14 protein-coding genes are annotated in these 15,484 nt (G+C 65.0%); 5 read left to right on the top strand and 9 right to left on the bottom strand.

Annotated elements, in window-relative coordinates:
- Positions 1–120 precede the first annotated feature (120 nt).
- Positions 121–843 carry a M15 family metallopeptidase gene (locus tag G6N51_RS25980; protein ID WP_142274999.1) on the top strand — a complete coding sequence of 241 codons (723 nt, stop codon included), beginning with the start codon at positions 121–123 and terminating at the stop codon, positions 841–843.
- Here G6N51_RS25980 and G6N51_RS25975 read toward each other — a convergent pair.
- Positions 840–2,378: a serine hydrolase domain-containing protein gene (locus G6N51_RS25975; RefSeq protein WP_232078486.1), complete on the bottom strand. Its 1,539-nt coding sequence runs from the start codon at positions 2,376–2,378 to the stop codon at positions 840–842. The genes G6N51_RS25980 and G6N51_RS25975 overlap by 4 nt on opposite strands.
- Positions 2,379–2,517: 139 nt before the next feature.
- Complete coding sequence (locus tag G6N51_RS29500; RefSeq protein WP_264053230.1) at positions 2,518–2,652, bottom strand: hypothetical protein; 135 nt, start codon at positions 2,650–2,652, stop codon at positions 2,518–2,520.
- Here G6N51_RS29500 and G6N51_RS25970 point away from each other — a divergent pair.
- The 3 genes from G6N51_RS25970 (at position 2,639) to G6N51_RS25960 (ending at position 5,410) form a co-directional block, all read left to right on the top strand.
- Positions 2,639–3,238: an N-acetylmuramoyl-L-alanine amidase gene (locus tag G6N51_RS25970; RefSeq protein WP_306460842.1), complete on the top strand. Its 600-nt coding sequence runs from the start codon at positions 2,639–2,641 to the stop codon at positions 3,236–3,238. The two genes, G6N51_RS29500 and G6N51_RS25970, sit on opposite strands and share 14 nt — an antisense overlap.
- Positions 3,239–3,377: 139 nt before the next feature.
- A complete protein-coding gene (locus tag G6N51_RS25965) occupies positions 3,378–4,853 on the top strand; it encodes a glutamate--cysteine ligase family protein (protein ID WP_083172495.1) in 1,476 nt (491 codons plus the stop codon).
- 125 nt (positions 4,854–4,978) lie between these two features.
- Positions 4,979–5,410, top strand: a complete 432-nt coding sequence (locus G6N51_RS25960; RefSeq protein WP_142274998.1) for a hypothetical protein — start codon at positions 4,979–4,981, stop codon at positions 5,408–5,410.
- On the opposite strand, the gene G6N51_RS25955 is transcribed toward G6N51_RS25960, so the two are convergent.
- The 6 genes from G6N51_RS25955 to G6N51_RS25930 all read right to left on the bottom strand — a co-directional run bounded on the left by G6N51_RS25955 (position 5,382) and on the right by G6N51_RS25930 (position 12,747).
- The gene (locus G6N51_RS25955; protein WP_158086228.1) at positions 5,382–5,771 is read right to left on the bottom strand and encodes a hypothetical protein; all 390 of its coding nucleotides are present in this window, start codon (positions 5,769–5,771) and stop codon (positions 5,382–5,384) included. The genes G6N51_RS25960 and G6N51_RS25955 overlap by 29 nt on opposite strands.
- Positions 5,772–6,222: 451 nt before the next feature.
- On the bottom strand, positions 6,223–6,414 hold the full coding sequence (locus tag G6N51_RS25950) for a ferredoxin (protein ID WP_046183509.1): 192 nt from the start codon (positions 6,412–6,414) through the stop codon (positions 6,223–6,225).
- 16 nt (positions 6,415–6,430) lie between these two features.
- Complete coding sequence (locus G6N51_RS25945) at positions 6,431–8,794, bottom strand: CaiB/BaiF CoA transferase family protein (RefSeq protein WP_083172492.1); 2,364 nt, start codon at positions 8,792–8,794, stop codon at positions 6,431–6,433.
- Positions 8,795–9,961, bottom strand: a complete 1,167-nt coding sequence (locus G6N51_RS25940) for a CaiB/BaiF CoA transferase family protein (RefSeq protein ID WP_264052925.1) — start codon at positions 9,959–9,961, stop codon at positions 8,795–8,797.
- A gap of 46 nt (positions 9,962–10,007) precedes the next feature.
- Complete coding sequence (locus G6N51_RS25935) at positions 10,008–11,540, bottom strand: aldehyde dehydrogenase family protein (protein WP_083172488.1); 1,533 nt, start codon at positions 11,538–11,540, stop codon at positions 10,008–10,010.
- A gap of 4 nt (positions 11,541–11,544) precedes the next feature.
- The gene (locus G6N51_RS25930; protein WP_083172486.1) at positions 11,545–12,747 is read right to left on the bottom strand and encodes an amidohydrolase family protein; all 1,203 of its coding nucleotides are present in this window, start codon (positions 12,745–12,747) and stop codon (positions 11,545–11,547) included.
- 312 nt (positions 12,748–13,059) lie between these two features.
- Here G6N51_RS25930 and G6N51_RS25925 point away from each other — a divergent pair, with 312 nt between their 5' ends.
- Positions 13,060–14,283, top strand: coding sequence for a cytochrome P450 (locus G6N51_RS25925; RefSeq protein WP_142274997.1), 1,224 nt, complete (start codon positions 13,060–13,062; stop codon positions 14,281–14,283).
- An 18-nt stretch (positions 14,284–14,301) separates the two neighbouring features.
- Here the strand turns inward: G6N51_RS25925 and G6N51_RS25920 are convergent, their stop codons facing one another.
- Positions 14,302–15,423, bottom strand: coding sequence for an NDMA-dependent alcohol dehydrogenase (locus G6N51_RS25920; RefSeq protein ID WP_083172483.1), 1,122 nt, complete (start codon positions 15,421–15,423; stop codon positions 14,302–14,304).
- Between the last annotated feature and the right edge of the window lie 61 nt (positions 15,424–15,484).

Here is a 15,484-nt window from a genome sequence, read left to right as displayed (position 1 = left end):
GTGATCGGAACAGGCATCGGGCGAACCGGGTAGCGTTGCACCGGGCTGTCTGGCCAAACCGCTTATCGCGGCGGCCTTGTGCGGATGGAAGAAGCAAGCGGTGAGGACTCATCCCCGTTGATGCCCGTCAAGCGGCGGGGTGCCGCGGTGGCGGGAATGCTCGCAGCATGTCTCGTGCTGGTGCAGTGCACCGCTGCGCAGCCACCTCCTGCGGCGACACCGGCGCGGTCCGCCACACCAGCGCCGCCGACCGCCGCGACGTCGGCCCCTGCGCCGAATGCACCCGCCGGTGGCACCGTGGCGCCCGTCACCGCCGCCGAGCTCGGGGAGAGCTGGCGGCCGGGGTGCCCAGTCGAGGCAGGGCGGCTGCGACGGGTCGACGTCGACCACATCGGTTTCGACGGCCAAACGCATCGCGGTGAACTGATCGTGGATGAAGACTTGGTGCCGGAGGTCGTCGCGATCTTCGACCAGCTGTACCGACTGCGCTATCCCGTCGAGAAGATCGGCACGGTCGACCACTACCCGGGCGCCGATGATGAATTGTCCATGGAGGACAACAACACTTCGGCGTTCAACTGCCGGCGCATCCCGGGAACCGACGACTGGTCTCCGCACGCCTACGGCCGGGCGATCGATCTCAACCCGCGTGTCAACCCGTGCCTCTACGCCAGCGGCTATTTCGAACCACGGAACGCGGCGGCCTTCCTGGACCGCAACCGCACCGACCCGGGGCTCTTGCACGTCGGCGACCCGGCGGTCCGAGTCTTCACGGATCGTGGCTGGCGCTGGGGTGGCGAGTGGACGGCTCCCCTCGACTACCAACACTTCGAGCGGCCCTAAAGGCCAAGGGCCTGCGCGGTCGCCGTGGCGACCTCGCCACGCAGATCCGACATCGGTGGACTGCCGCGCGTGTGAATCGAGTTCGCGAGCAAGACGATGTAGGTATCGGAGCGTGGGTCTATCCACACCGAGGTTCCGGTGAAGCCGGTGTGGCCGAAGCTGCCGATCGGGAAGACCGCACCCCGCGCCGTGGACTGGCCCGTGTCGATATCCCAGCCAAAGCCGCGCAGGTTCTGCCCCGCGATCGCCGGATAGCGCGGCGCGAGCAGCGGATCGGCTTTGTTCGGCCTCTTCGCGAGGGCCGCCCGGGCGGCATCGTTGGCCGCCTGGAGTTGATCGGGCGAATGTCCGGGCTGCTGCGGAGTCGTCATCAACTCGAGAGTTGTTTGCGCCAAGGGGAATTCGCTCGGCCTGCCCGCGAGCCGGTCAAGCAGTGCCTGCGCGAAGACGCCGACATCGTGGGCCGTCGAGAACACGCCGGCATGTCCGGCCACCCCACCCATGCGCCGCGCCGTCGTATCCTGCACGGTGCCCCGGAGCAGATGATCGAGATCGGGATTCCTGCCCGGATCGGCCCGGCAATCTTCGTCACGTGCCGTCGGCGCGATGCGCGGCAAAAGACCGGTGCTCCACGTACCCGCGGGACAGGCGCCCGTCGGCCCGTCATGCTGCGCGGGAGACCAGGCGACCGCGGCTCCGATTATTGTGTGCGGACCGCATGCTTTGGCCAGGGGAAGGTAGCGGGTGTCTGCCATGCCAAGCGGCTCGAAGACGTGTCGCTGAACGTAGACGTCCAAGTCCTCACCGGTGATCTTTTCGACCAGCGCGCCAAGCAGGATGAAGTTGATGTCCGAGTACCGGAAGCCGCCACCGGGCGTCGACTCCAGCGGCGTGGTGAGCGCGCGCTGAATGCCCTCTCTTTTGTCGGGTTTGTCCAGTCCCCAGGGGTCCCCCAGGTTGACGTCGCCCGTTTCACCGGACGTATGGGTGAGGAGCATGCGAACGGACACCCGCGCGCGGTGCGGATCGTTGGTGGTGTTGAAGTCGGGCAAGTACCGCTGCACGGGATCGTCGAACCCGACCTTGCCCTGCTCGTAGAGCTGCATGACGGCAGTGGCCGTCGCGAGGCTCTTCGTCAACGAAGCCAAATCGAAGAGCGTGTCCTCGGTCATCGGCTCCGCGGGTGCCGGCGACCCGTCCAGTCCGGGTTCGCCCGCAAGCTTGCGGGAGCCATAGGCCTGGTGGAAGACGACGTGGCCGCCGTGCCCGACCTCAACCACAGCGCCCGGCAGCTTGTTTGCCGCGATCGCCTGGTTGATCAGCTTGGAGACTGGTGCGAAATCGATTGCGGGGGCCGGGTCGGGCGGTTTGACGACTGTCGCGACGTCGGGTCTGGGAACCTGTGTGCTTGTACCCGGCGCCGGGCGTCCCGTGTCGCCACGCGAGCAGGCCGCGGTCAGTGCGAGGAAGGCAGTCCCGGCGGCGATGGCGGTTCGCATGGCATCGCGGAAACCTGCGGCGGCCGGTCGATTCATCGTGGGGCTCATCTCGTTGACTGCGATTTTGTTTTCGGATCAGGGCGGCGTCAAGGCGGGACAACGAAACGCACCCCTCGCTCCCGGATCACGCCCGTATCGTGAGGACGGTGTGCGAGCCCGCGCCCGGCCGGCCCCATCAACCGCCGGCCGTTGTCAGTCGTCGCCGGCTGTTAGGGGTGGCCGGCAGCATGGGTGTGGCGTCCATGATCGGTGGGTGCTCGACGTCTCCTTCCGCGACGTCGACGACCCGCGCCAGCTTGACGGCAACCACTTCGGCATTGTTGCTATGCCGAGATGCCTGGGGCGCGCGGCCCGCCCGCTCCGGTGGGAAGCGCCACACCATCACTCGGATGACGCTCCACCACGAGGCCGTCGTCCTCGGTGACAACCGATATGCGCCGGGCCACCTCCGACAGGATCAGCGGTACCACCAGGATCAGCACGGGTGGATCGACATCGCCTATCACGTCGGCGTCGACCGCAATGGCAACATCTACGAACTCCGGAGCACCGAAATCGCGGGCGACACCGCGACGGACTACGACACAACGGGTCATTTCCTAGTCCTCTGCGAAGGAGACTTCGACCAGGAGGCCGTGTCGGAGGCCCAGCTTCAGGGGGCAGCGCGGGCGTTTGCATGGGCCGCCCAGACCTTTCGGGTCGCGACCGCCACACTGGCGGGCCATCGCGACCTAGCCCAGACGTCTTGCCCGGGTGCGAACCTGTATGCCCACCTTTCCTCGGGTGACCTGAAACGCCGGATCGACGACTTGCTCGCCGCGGGCGGGGTGGACCTCCAGCGCTTCTGCGGATCCGACGCGGCCGCCCGCGTCGCGGCAATCGAGGCAGGCAACTGAGAACCCGCCCAGGGGCGGCGGCTCGAGAGGAGCCGCCTTCCGACGCTGAAGCGTCGCTCGACCCGTCTCATGCGCCTAGATTCCCAAGTGGGCCTCCGCTGAGCGGGTCCACGTCCAGCTATGCCGCGGGAGGTGCGCCGTGGGTGACCGCATCGACCCTTCCGCCTTGGTTGTCGGCCATGACGACGAGGTGCGCCGCAGGCTCGAGCTGTGCGTTGTCGCGATGCAGCGCATGGTCGACGGCGGCTGGTTCGGCGGTCATGAGGACACCATCGGTATGGAGGTCGAGCTCGATCTCGTAGATCCGTTGGGCCGGCCACGGCTGATCAATGACGCCGTCCTTGCCCGGCTGGGCCGAGCGGACATGCAACACGAGCTCGGCCAGTTCAACGTCGAGCTGAACCTCGCTCCACGGCTGCTGCACGGGCAGGTGCTGCGTGACAGCGAGCGCGAGCTCGCCGAAGTGCTCGATGCGTGCCGGGCACGGATCGAGCGGCTCGGTGTGCGACTGGTCGCCGTCGGCATGCTGCCCACCCTGAGCGCCGATGAGTTGACCGTCGAGCGGATCTCCCACAACCCGCGCTACGCGCTGCTGTCCGGCCGCATGAGGGCCGCCCGCCACAGGCCGTTCCTGGTGCGCGTCATCGATGGACGTGAGCCGGTGGAGTTCAAAACCGACTCGGTTGCTCCCGAAGCGGCCACGACGAGCCTGCAGCTGCACCTGCGGGTGCCACCAGACCGGTTCGCCGCGTACTACAACGCCGCGCAGATGATCGCAGGGGCTCAGGTCGCGGTGGCCGCGAATTCGCCGTACCTGCTGGCCCGCCAGGTATGGCAAGAAACCCGCATCACGCTGTTGGAGCAGCTGCTCGACACCCGCCGCCGCGGGGAGGTCCGCGCCGCTGCACCGGCGCGGGTCCGGCTCGGTGACCGGTGGGTCAGCGGGCCCGTCGAGCTCTTCGACGACCTCGTGCGGCTGTATCGGCCGCTGTTTCCGACGCTGGAAGCCGAGGATCCCGGCGCCGCCCTGGGGGCCGGACGCGCGCCGGCCCTGCGTGAGCTGCGGCTACACAACGGAACGGTGTGGCGCTGGAACCGTCCCGTCTATGACGTCCAGGCGGGGCGCCCGCAGCTGCGCATTGAAAACCGGGTATTGCCCAGCGGGCCAACTCCCGTCGACATGGTCGCCAACGCCGCGTTCTACTACGGCCTGGTCCGCGCGCTGGTCGACAGCGACCCACCCCCGTGGACTCAGATGTCCATCGCGGCGGCCGAGCAGAACCTGCACCGCGCGGCACGAGACGGGCTGGCGGCGCGGCTGTCCTGGCACGGCGACGACCGCCCCGCCGATCAGCTCATCCGTGACGTCCTGCTGCCGGCCGCGGCAGCGGGGCTCGACGCTTGGGGTGTGGACGCAAGCGACCGTGACCGGTACCTGGGAGTTATCGAAGCGCGTGCTCGATGCGGCCGCACCGGCGCTGTCTGGCAGACCCGGACGGTGCGCTACCTCGAGGAGCACGGGCTGCAACGCATCGTTGCGCTGCGTGAGATGACCCGGCGGTATGCGGAGCACGCGCGCAGCGGTGCCCCAGCCCACGAATGGCCGGTGCCATGACGGCCGCACCATGCGGGAAAAGCTCTCGCTCGTGCGGCGTGGCGTGCGCGGGCAAGGTCGTCGCCCGTGATTACTCTGTGGGCGACAACTGCGGGGGGCACCGCGACCACGAAAGGACGCACCACGTGAACCCCTGCAGCCCGACGAAAAACCAGGTCCTCTCGGCGTTGAGCGTGGCCGTGTCCGCCGTCTTGTGCTTCGGTGCGGGAACTGCCCGGGCCGACACCGCCGGTGTCCACTTCCAACCGGCAACGCTGAACAACCTTCCGAGTCTGCAGGTCACTGTCACAGACACCAGCGGCAACGGGAGCCCTGGCACGTACGGCTCCTGCGTTTTCAACGCCACCCCGACCTTTGGGACCATGGACGTCCTCCAGGGCGTCGGCACGCCGATGGCCCCGCTCAACCAGACATTTCAGCTGAACCAAGGCGGCCAGCAACAGTTGAACTTCGCGCCCGAGCTCCCGACGGGCACGCTCTGGAACGTCACCATCACCTGCACCGACCCCGTCCAGAACCAGACCGGGACTATCTACAACCAACCGATCCCGTTCTGAAGACTTCGCAATCGTCGACAAATGGTCTGGGCCGATGCGACAAGCCGGCCGGGACTAGCAGCCCCGAAGCCTGTCGCCTTCCGGTCTTGACCGCGTCAATGCTCACGATCCGCTGTCCGGGCTCGTCGGACTCGTCGGACTCGTCGGGTTCGCAGGACTCGTCGGAGTCGTCGGGCTCGTGGGAGTCGTCGGGCTCGTGGGAGTCGTCGGGCTCGCGGGAGTCGTGGGAGTCGTCGTCTTCACAGGACTCGTCGGGCTCGCGGGACTTGTCGGGGTCGTCGGACTCGTCGGGGTCGTAGGACTCGTCGGGGTCGTCGGACTCGCCGGCGTGGGAGTCGCAAGGCCTGGGCCTTCGCCACACCAGTCCGCCACGTCTTTCGGGTACTGCTCGAGCGGTGGAGGACAACGCTGCCCCGGCGGGAAATTGGCGCCGGCGTTGAGCAGATCGCAGGGCACATAGACCTGCTTGCCTTTGGGGGTGTTGGTCAAACACTTGGTCGGCGGATCGGGATGGCCCTCGGCAGGGACGATGATCGCCACCGCCAAAGCGGCCAGCACCCCGATGGCAAGGCGATAGATCATGAGCACTCCTTGGTGCCGAGCCCCTGCGTCGCAATGACAGAGACCCTAGATGACGTTAGCTGCACGGCCGTCGCTCCACTTTCAGTAGCGGAACGGCCGTCGGCCTCAGCACGAAGATAGCCAGCACATCCCGGCGACAAGAAAACTGGCCAGAGCCTGTGGCCCTGACCAGCAATTTCTCGGTGGAGCTGCCGGAAATCGAACCCGTTTCGGGGTGCTGGTGGGCGTCGTCATTCGTCCATGCTGATGGCGCGCTCGGGGCAGTTCGCGATCGCCATCAGCGCTTTGTCTTCCCATTCCGGCGGGATGTTCTCGACATGGACGAATGCCTTGGCGTCGTCGTCGACGTCGAAAATCTCCGGGTACGTCAAGGCACAGCGACTGTGACCCTGGCAGGCATCGAGGTCTATCCGTACGCGCATCGTTTTCTCTCCCCTGCTAACCGATGCCCCGGAGTCGGGTGCCGATCACAGATTCAGCGGTAAGCTCCTCGATCGCGGTTTCGTCCAACCCGAGCAGTTCCTTCAAGATGCTCTCGTTGTGCTCTCCGACGGTGGGCGCTGGCGTCCGACACCACCGATCGACGCTTCGGAACCGGAATGGAATGGTCGGCACCTGGTGCTGACCGACGATCGAGTGATCCACGTGTTCGAAGTAGCCACGCGCGATCATCTGCGGGTGTTGAGGGCTGAGCCGCGCGTCGTAAAGCGGTGAGGCGGGAACTCCGGAAGCCGACAGCGTCGCCGCCACCTCGGTGCAGTCTTGGCCGGCTGCCCACTGCTCCAGCTGCTTATCGATCAGATCATGTGCACGCCAACGCCCTTCGTGTGTATCGAGCGCGGGATCATCCGACCAGCCTGGCCGACCGAGCACGGTTTTCAACGCCGCCCATTGCGCGTCGGATGCGACGGAAACAGCCAACCACTGTTCGTCGCCGCGGCACGGGTACAGCCCCTGCGGCGCCGCGTCCCTACTCCGGTTGCCCAACCGCGACAGTATGGTGCCGTAAGCGGTGTACTCAATCGCTTGCTCAGCGGCAGCATTCAGTGCCGCCTCCACCATGGAGACTTCGACGAGTGAGCCGCGTCCGGTCTGCTCGCGCCGGCGCAGGCCGACCAGCATCGCAAAAGCGGAATGCATACCCGCCAACGGGTCACAAGGGCCACGCGGGATCCGGGGTTGGTCGTATTCGTGGCCGGTCACCCAGGCCATGCCGGTCATTTGTTCCATGGTCTGCGCGAAACCGACGTTGTTCCGCCACGGTCCGTCCAGACCGAAGGCGGGCATCCGGGTCATGATCAGCCGCGGGTTGACAGCGCTCAGTGCTTCCCAGGTGATACCGAAATTCTCGAAGACGCGCGGTGAGAAATTCTCCACCACCAGATCGACTTGCTCGACAAGCCGGAAGAACAGCTCTCGGCCTTTTGCAGATGAAAGGTCGAGCGTCAAACCCTTCTTGTTGGTGTTGGTGGCCAAGAACATGGCCGAGCGCTCCCACCAGTCGGGCCGGTCGATGAATGCTGCGGCCGTCATCCTCGCGCCGTCCGGATGCTGAATCGACTCGAGGTGAATCACGTCGGCGCCCAATGCGGCGAGGATGTGGGTGGACGAGGGCCCAGCCCACCAAGCGGTCGCATCGATGATGCGGATGCCCGCCAAGGGGAGGTTCACAGGCGACTGGGTAACCTCCGATTTCCTTGAACTCCAGGGACATTCAGAAGCGCCGAGCTCGCCGAGTCGCGGTCCCGGCTTGGGGCTGCTGCCGGGCCTCGTCCCGTTTATTCGGTAGGGCGGTAGCGGATGGGTGAATGAGCCGTCAGCGCTGACGCGCCAGGCGCCGCGCGCCTTGAAGTGTGGGTGCTGCAGGACGGTCCGGCCGTTGTTGACCTGCGCGACCGGAATCCGAAGTGCCGAGGCGAGTTCGACGACCTCTTCCGTGGTGTGCCGGGTGGTCCAGTCACGCACGATCTTGTTCCATTCCTCCATTCGCTCGAATCGAGTCGGAGCCAAGGCCCAGGCCGCATCCTGCTCAAGCAGATCGTCGCGCTCGATCATGAGCAGGAAGGACTCGAATTGCTGACGGGTGTTGGTATTGAACCCAACCCAGCCGTCGGCGGTCGGCTCGATCGAGGGCAGTTCAGTCATTCGCGGTGGAGCCGAAATCGGTGGACTGCCGGCGAGCGCGTAGTACAAGTCGATGAAGCCGCTGGCGCTGAGGTGGCATGCTTCCATCAGCGAACAATCGATGATCTCGCCACCGCCTCCGGCACGGGCACTAAGGTATGCAGCCAGCGCACCGACCGCCGCATAGCTTCCGAGGACCCATTCGAAGACGCGGCCACCGGCTTGCAGGGGTGGTTGGTCCGGCCGGGCCCGCAGACCCATTGTTCCGCTTTCGGCCTGCAGGGTGAACTCTGTTGCCGGCTTGTCGCGAGACGGGCCGGTCAGGCCGAACGGTGACATCACAGCGATCACCAGATGTGGCAATCGACGCAGTAATTCGTCGTGGTCGATTCGGCCGCAGGCTCCCGCATCGATCACGATGTCGGCTCCGGCGATCAAGCCATCGACGTGCGGTTCGCCGTAAACCCCCACGGCCGAGCGCTTTCCGGCGTTCAGAAATGTGAACAGAGCCCCATCGTCGTCCGCGCGCCGCCCCGTCCCCCTGCGACGAAGCCGATCGCCGCGTGGCGACTCGACCTTGATCACTTCGGCGCCAGCGTCTGCGAACAGCTTGCCGCAGTACGGTCCGGCAATCTCGTCGGCGATCTCGACGATCCGCGCCCCTTGGAGAATGTTCATTCAGATCACTCCGTCGCGGTGCAGCGCAGCGAGTTCCGTCTCGTCGCAGCCGGCCAGCGTCGTGAGCACCTCGTCGGTGTGCGCCCCGACGGCCGGCGGAAGCTCCGCGGCGAACGGACGGTCGGGCTTGGTCTTGATCGGCGTTGCGATCAGCCGCAAACGCGGCCGGTTCGCGGCGGACGGCTCGTAGGCCATGCCACGTGCTTTGACGTGTTCGTCGTCAAGCAGGTCGCTGCTTTCGAAGGCCGGAGCACCGGCGATATCGGTCGCTATGAAGAACTCAGTCCACTCACGACGACTGCGGCTCTTGAAGATCGCGGTGAGCTCACTGCGCAGGTGTTCGTCGGCGTGCGGATCGTCACCCAGACGCGCGCGGCCACGCTCGTAGAGATCGATTCGGTCCACGGCTTCGCAGAATCTGCGCCAGAACTTGTCTTCCAACGCGTTGAACACCACGTAGTTCCCGTCGCCGGTTTCGTAGTACTGGTACCGCAGCGACGCGTGCACACCGTCTGAGTAGCCGAACAGGCCGTTCGCGTGGGCAGTCAGCTTCTGAAAGTTCCACGCGATCGCGGCGTCGACTTGGGAGACTTCGACGTATTGCGCTCGCCCGTCACGGCGCGCGCTGTGCAGTGCAGCGAGAACCGCCATCGCGGCGTAGAGCGGACCGGCCAACACACCCGTCGTGCCCGTGGCACCGGCCGACAGGCGCGGTGTGCCGTCGGCCTCGATCAGCGGCGGGTTCAGTCCGGCGAAGCAGTCGAACGACAACCCATGTGTCGGAAGCTTCGCGTACGGGCCGTAGCTACCCATCCCGTTGAGGCTGCAGTAGACGACGGTCGGGTTGAGTTCGACGACGTCGTCATAGCCGAGGCCGAGTCGCTCGGCGGCGCCCGCCCGCAAGCCGTCGATCACCACCGTGGCGTCGGCGGCGAGGCGCCGGAAGATCGCGACCCCCTTCTCCGATTTCAAATCGAGCGTGACGCTTTTCTTTCCGCGATTCCATTGGAGGTTTTGCACGTTGTCGGGCGGAAAGAGTCCGCCGCGGAACCCGCCGCCCCCGGGTTGTTCGATCTTGATCACCTCGGCGCCCAGGTCGGCGAGGTGTCCGCCGAGGGCGTCGGGGGAGAAGAGGGACAGCTCGAGCACGCGAACATCGTGAAGCATCGGCAATCAACCTTTCAGAATTCCGATGCCCGCGTGCACTGGAGCCTCACATCCACGAGATCGACTTGATCTCGGTGAACTCCTCGAAGCCCCAGCGGCCCTGCTCGCGCCCCAGACCGCTGTGCTTGAAACCACCGAAAGGGCCTCCGCCGTTGAACATTCCACGCGCGGGCACCGACCAGCCCGGGCCCTCGCCGTTGCCCGGATTAAGACCGGGATCTGCCGGGCCACCGCCGCAGCACTGGACGATGATCGTGCCGGTGCGGATTTGGCGCGCCACGTTGAACCCGCGTGCGGCGTTGTGTGTCATGACGAGCCCTGCGAGTCCGTAGTCGGAGTCGTTGGCGATCCGGATCGCCTCGTCTTGACTCTGGTAAGTCTGCACTGTCAGAACTGGGCCGAACACTTCTTCCCGGCAGATCCGCATTTTGTTGTGACAGTTAACGAACGCCGTCGGCTCGTAGAAGAAGCCTCTGCTCAGATGTTCGGGCCGTTTGCCTCCGACCACCAGCGTGGCTCCCTCGTCGAGCGCCGATTGCACGTAGCCCTCGACCCGCCGCCGCTGCTGTTCACGGATCAGCGGACCAACCACCGTGGCCGGGTCGCGGGGGTCACCGATGGTGAGGTTCGGCGCCATGGCCTTCACGCCGTCGATGTAGGAATCGAGCAAGTGCTCAGGCAGCAACAGGCGCGACGCGGCGACGCATGCCTGTCCCGAATGCATCAGCACTTGACCGAAACCGATACCGGCGACGTCGGATTCGGTCACGTCGTCGAGAACGATGTGAGCACTCTTCCCGCCCAGTTCCAGCTGAGCCCGCTTCATCGTGCGCGCCGAAACCTCCCGGATGCGCTTTCCGGTCTCCGTCGACCCGGTGAAAGCGATCATGTCCACCAGGGGATTCGTTGACAGCTCCTCCCCCACATCGCCGCCGCCAACCACGACGTTGAAGACACCCGCCGGTATGCCGGCCTCCTCGCCGATCCTGGCCAGTTCCAGCGCATTCATCGGCGTCCACGGATGTGGTTTCAAGACGACCGTGCAACCGACCGCCAGCGCGGGCAGGCACTTTTGCAGGTTGATCGAGAAGGGGAAGTTGAACGGTGTGATCACGCCGACCACCCCGACGGGCTCCCGAACGACGACGGTGCCGCCGAGCCCGGTCGGTGACACCGTCGGCCCTCCCGGAGTCTCCACCCAGGTGACGTCGTGCTCGACGAAATCGCTGTAATAGTGGGATGCTTCGATCGCCCCGCCCACCTGCAGAAAGTCGGTGAGGAAGCCCACCGAGCCGATCTCGGAAACGATGAGCTCGCGAAGCTCGTCGTGCCGTGACTCCATGATCTCGCTGAAGCGCTTCAGGATTCTCGCGCGGTCGCGCACCGACATCCACGGCCAAGGACCTTCGTCGAATGCCCGGCGCGCCGCTTCGATGGCCATGACGGCTTGCTTTGCACCGCCGTCGAGAACGCGGCCGACCAGTTCTTCGGTGGCCGGGTCGACCACGTCTATCAGCGCGCCGGCGTTGTCACTCGTCCATCGACCGTCGATGAAGTTCTCGTACTGGCGGATCGCCACGCCGCTACTTCGCGACCGGGTACGGAGCGGGTTCGAAGTTGAAGACGCGCCGGGCATTGCCTTGCAGCACTTTGTACTTGTCCCCGTCCGACCTGCCCTCGAGGCTCTTGAGCGCGGCTTCCAGTGAACGGGGCCAGAGGCTGTCGGTGTGCGGGTAGTCGGTTTCGATCATCACGTTCTCGACGCCGATGTAATCGAGGTTGGCAGCGCCGAATTCGTCCTCGATGAAACAGCCGTAGATGTGATCGCGGAACAACTGTCGAGGCGACTCCGGGAAGACGGCCGGGTCCGCGGCGATTGCGCTCATCCGCATGGTCGCCGGGTCGACCGTCCAGTTGTTGGCTCGTAGGTAGCGATATTCGGAGGCGACGTGCTCCGCCCGCTCGAGCAGGTAAGGGATCCACCCGATGCCACCCTCGGCCAGAACGATCTTGAGGTCGGGGAACTTCTGCAGCTTGCCCGAGAACAGCCAGTCCGTTGTGGAGTGGGCCAGGTTGAGACCGATGTTCACCGACTGCACGCCGAACGGCGCATCGGGCGACGTGTTCGGGCTGACGGACGACGACCCGATGTGCGTGCAGAGCGGCATCTTCGTTTCGTTCGCTGCCGCGAAGAATCCGTCCCACTCCCCCGAGTGGATCGACGGGAAGCCGAGCGCGTGCACGTTCTCGGAAAATGCGATCGCCTTCGCACCCTTGTCTGCGCACCGGTGCACTTCGGCGACCGCGAGTGCGGTGTCCCACAGCGGAACGATGATCATCGGAATGTAGCGGCCCGGCGCCGCCCCACACCACTCGTCGATGATGTAGTCGTTGTATGCCTTGAGGCATTTCAACCCGAGTTCCCTGTCCTGAACTTGCGAAAATACCTGTCCGCAGAAGCGCGGAAAGAACGGGAAGTTCAATCCGGCGATGACGTGATCCTCGTCCATGTCTGGGATTCGGGCCTTCGGGTCGAAGTAGACCTTCGGCAGATCGTCGTAGTTGACCGACAGCGGGGAGTAATCGTCGGGCTGCTGATGGGCGGCCACCAAGATGCCCATGACTGTGGCGCGATGCCTCTCGTAGACCCATGTGTCGACACCGTTGATGCGTTCGACGTGCGGCACGCGATCGCGGTCAGCGGCGGATGCGCGATCGACCCAGACGTTCGGCGGCTCGATGATGTGGTCATCGACGGAGATGAGCCACTGCAGATCTTGTTCCACGGATACTCCCTGGGGCCGTTGTGTGATCGTCCGGCGGCTGCGCGTCGGTTCGTCGGGCGGAGCGCGCTTGATCGCCGACGACTCCCAACCTCTTCGGACACTATGAGTGTGAATCGAACTTGTCAAGTAACACTCGATAGTGCTGCGCGCGATTATCGAGTGACACTTGACGACCGGTTTTTGGGCATCTATCGTGCGAAAACACGGCTTTCGGACGTACGAGTCGGCCCGAGGCCGACCGCTGCAGGAGGACCGCGTAGCGAAGCCGCGACACCGACGTCGTGGTCGCACGAAGAGAAGGATTACGCCCCAGTGCCCAAGTCGCTCGAGGACCATGCCGAGAACTTCGATCTTCGCCACGAGGATTTCAAGGATCCGGACTTCTTGTACGAGCTGTATTCGCACATGCGCGACAAGGCGGCAATCGCGCATACCGACTTCCCGTTTCTGAGCACGCGGGAAGACGGTGCCTGGTTGGCGATGACTTACGACGAGTGCTACGAAATCCTCAGGGACTGGGACACTTTTTCGAGCACGCCGCCGCCCGGCGACGCTATGCAGCTATCGGGTGACGTCGTCATCCTCTTGGACCCACCGCGCCAGCAGGCGCTCCGTAAAGTGCTCAACCCGTACTTCTCCCCAGGCCGCATGAAGCAGCTGCAACCGCAGATCCGCGCCGAAACCGATGCATTGATCGATGGGTTCATCGAAGACGGCCGCGGCGATTTGGCGGTGGTCGCCTGGCAGCAACCTGGGATCGTGTTCTTCAAGTATCTGCTCGGCATGCCGGTCGGCGACGTTCCGCTGTGCATCGAGCTCACCGATACAGCGCTGAACGGGGAAACCGAAGAGATCCGCCTAACGGCTTGGGGCGGCCTCTACCAGCACATCACCCATGCCGTCACAACACGGATGCAAGGTGAACCTCAAGACGACATGATTGACGTCCTGCTATCAGCGGAGATCGACGGTGTCAGACTGAAATTCGATGACGTCGTGTCGAACGCGATGCTCTTGGTGCAAGCGGGCTTGGAGACGACGGCCAGCGCGATGTCGTGCGCTTTCCACTACCTGGGCACCCGTCCCGACGAACGGGATCGGCTGATCCACGAACCCGAGCTCATGCCGACTGCGGTCGAGGAACTGATCCGCTTCGCCGGCTCGATTCACGGCATTCCGCGCACGGTTACCAAGGAGGTCGAGATCGGTGGGCAGAGCCTGTGCCCGGGACAACAGGTCATCGTCAACTACGCATCCGCCAATCGCGACGACCGCGAGTTTCCCGATGCGCACCGATGCCTCCTCGACCGAGAAACCAACCGCCATCTCGGGTTTGGCGCCGGCGTTCACCGTTGCCTGGGCTCGAACCTCGCGCGGCTGGAGTTTCGCATCGGCGTCGAGCAGGTGCTGGCCCGGATGCCCGACTACACCGTAGCGACCGATGCCGAGTCGGTCTTTCACGGTAACTCCGTGACCCGAGGGTTCCGCAAGATTCCTGTGGTGTTCACACCCGGGCCGCGAGTGAGGCTGGACTGACGCGTTCAGCTCGAGGAGTCAGTGTTCGTGAATGATCACGCCGCGAATGTTTCGGCCGGCGAGCATGTCGTCGTATGCGTCGTTGATGTCGGCCAGCTTGTATTCGGTGGTGACTGTTTCATCGAGTAGAAGCTTGCCCTCGCGATAGAGGCTGAGCAGTCGCGGAATGTCGGCACGCGGGTTGGCTTGGCCGTAAAGGCTTCCCAGCACGCGCTTCTGATACAGCGTGACCAGCGCGACCATCGACATCGGCAGGCTCGCCGTCATGTCGAGCATCGACCCCAGCGCGGTGATGACGACGGCGCCGTTCTTGCTGACGATGTTGAGTGCGTCGACGATCATCGGGGCTTCCACCAGGCCGACCGTCACGATGGCGGAGTCGGCCATCACGCCGCGGGTCAGATCCGCCACCAAGGCCGTCGCCTCCTCCATCGACCTCGCGAAGTGGGTGGCTCCGAACTGAGACACCATGTCCCGCTTGCCTTCTACGATGTCGACGGCGATGATCTTCTCGGCCCCGGCCAGCCGCGCCCCCTGGATCGCCCCACTGCCGATTCCGCCGCACCCGATCACGACGACGGTGTCGCCAGGTTTGACTTCGGCCGTGTTGACCGCCGAGCCCCAACCGGTGGTCACGCCGCAGCCCACGAGACAGGCGCGGCTCAGCGGGAGGTCGTCGTCGATCTTGACCACCGATGCCTCCGGCACGGTGCCGTATTGCGCAAATGCGCCGAGCCAGGCCAGCGCGCCGATGTCGCGGCCCTTGGCGTGACGGCGAAAGCCGCCGTCAAGTTGCTCGCCGGTCGCCATCTGGGCACCGAGGTCACACAAGTTCTGGTGGCCGCTCGAGCACCAACGGCATCGCCCGCACGCCGGCAGGAACAAGCCCACCACATGATCGCCGACGTTCAGGTTCCGGACGCCCGGCCCGACCTCTTGGACGATGCCCGCGCCTTCGTGGCCCCCGACGAGAGGTAGCGCGAGGGGAAGATCACCCTCGCGAACGTGGTGATCGGAGTGACATAGCCCCGTCGCCTCAAAGGAGACGAGCACCTCGCCTTCTTTGGGGCCATCGAGCTCGATCTCCTCGACGCTCCACTCCTGGTGCACATCCCACAAGACCGCTGCGTTCATCTTCATTGTCGACGCATTTAACGACGTCGCGAGGCTATTGTCAAGTGCCACTTGATAATGACCACCT

The sequence above is a fragment of the Mycobacterium paraseoulense genome, from assembly GCF_010731655.1.
Classification (GTDB): domain Bacteria; phylum Actinomycetota; class Actinomycetes; order Mycobacteriales; family Mycobacteriaceae; genus Mycobacterium; species Mycobacterium paraseoulense.
Note: the sequence above shows the minus strand (reverse complement) of the source record. Positions and strands in the feature narration are given on the sequence as shown.

Excerpts from the sequence above, each read along its gene's own strand:
- G6N51_RS25980 (WP_142274999.1), top strand. The coding sequence starts at position 121 with ATGCCCGTCAAGCGGCGGGGTGCCGCGGTGGCGGGAATGCTCGCAGCA.
- G6N51_RS25975 (WP_232078486.1), bottom strand. The coding sequence starts at position 2,378 with ATGAATCGACCGGCCGCCGCAGGTTTCCGCGATGCCATGCGAACCGCC.
- G6N51_RS25950 (WP_046183509.1), bottom strand. The coding sequence starts at position 6,414 with ATGCGCGTACGGATAGACCTCGATGCCTGCCAGGGTCACAGTCGCTGT.
- G6N51_RS25945 (WP_083172492.1), bottom strand. The coding sequence starts at position 8,794 with ATGAACATTCTCCAAGGGGCGCGGATCGTCGAGATCGCCGACGAGATT.
- G6N51_RS25940 (WP_264052925.1), bottom strand. The coding sequence starts at position 9,961 with ATGCTTCACGATGTTCGCGTGCTCGAGCTGTCCCTCTTCTCCCCCGAC.
- G6N51_RS25920 (WP_083172483.1), bottom strand. The coding sequence starts at position 15,423 with ATGAAGATGAACGCAGCGGTCTTGTGGGATGTGCACCAGGAGTGGAGC.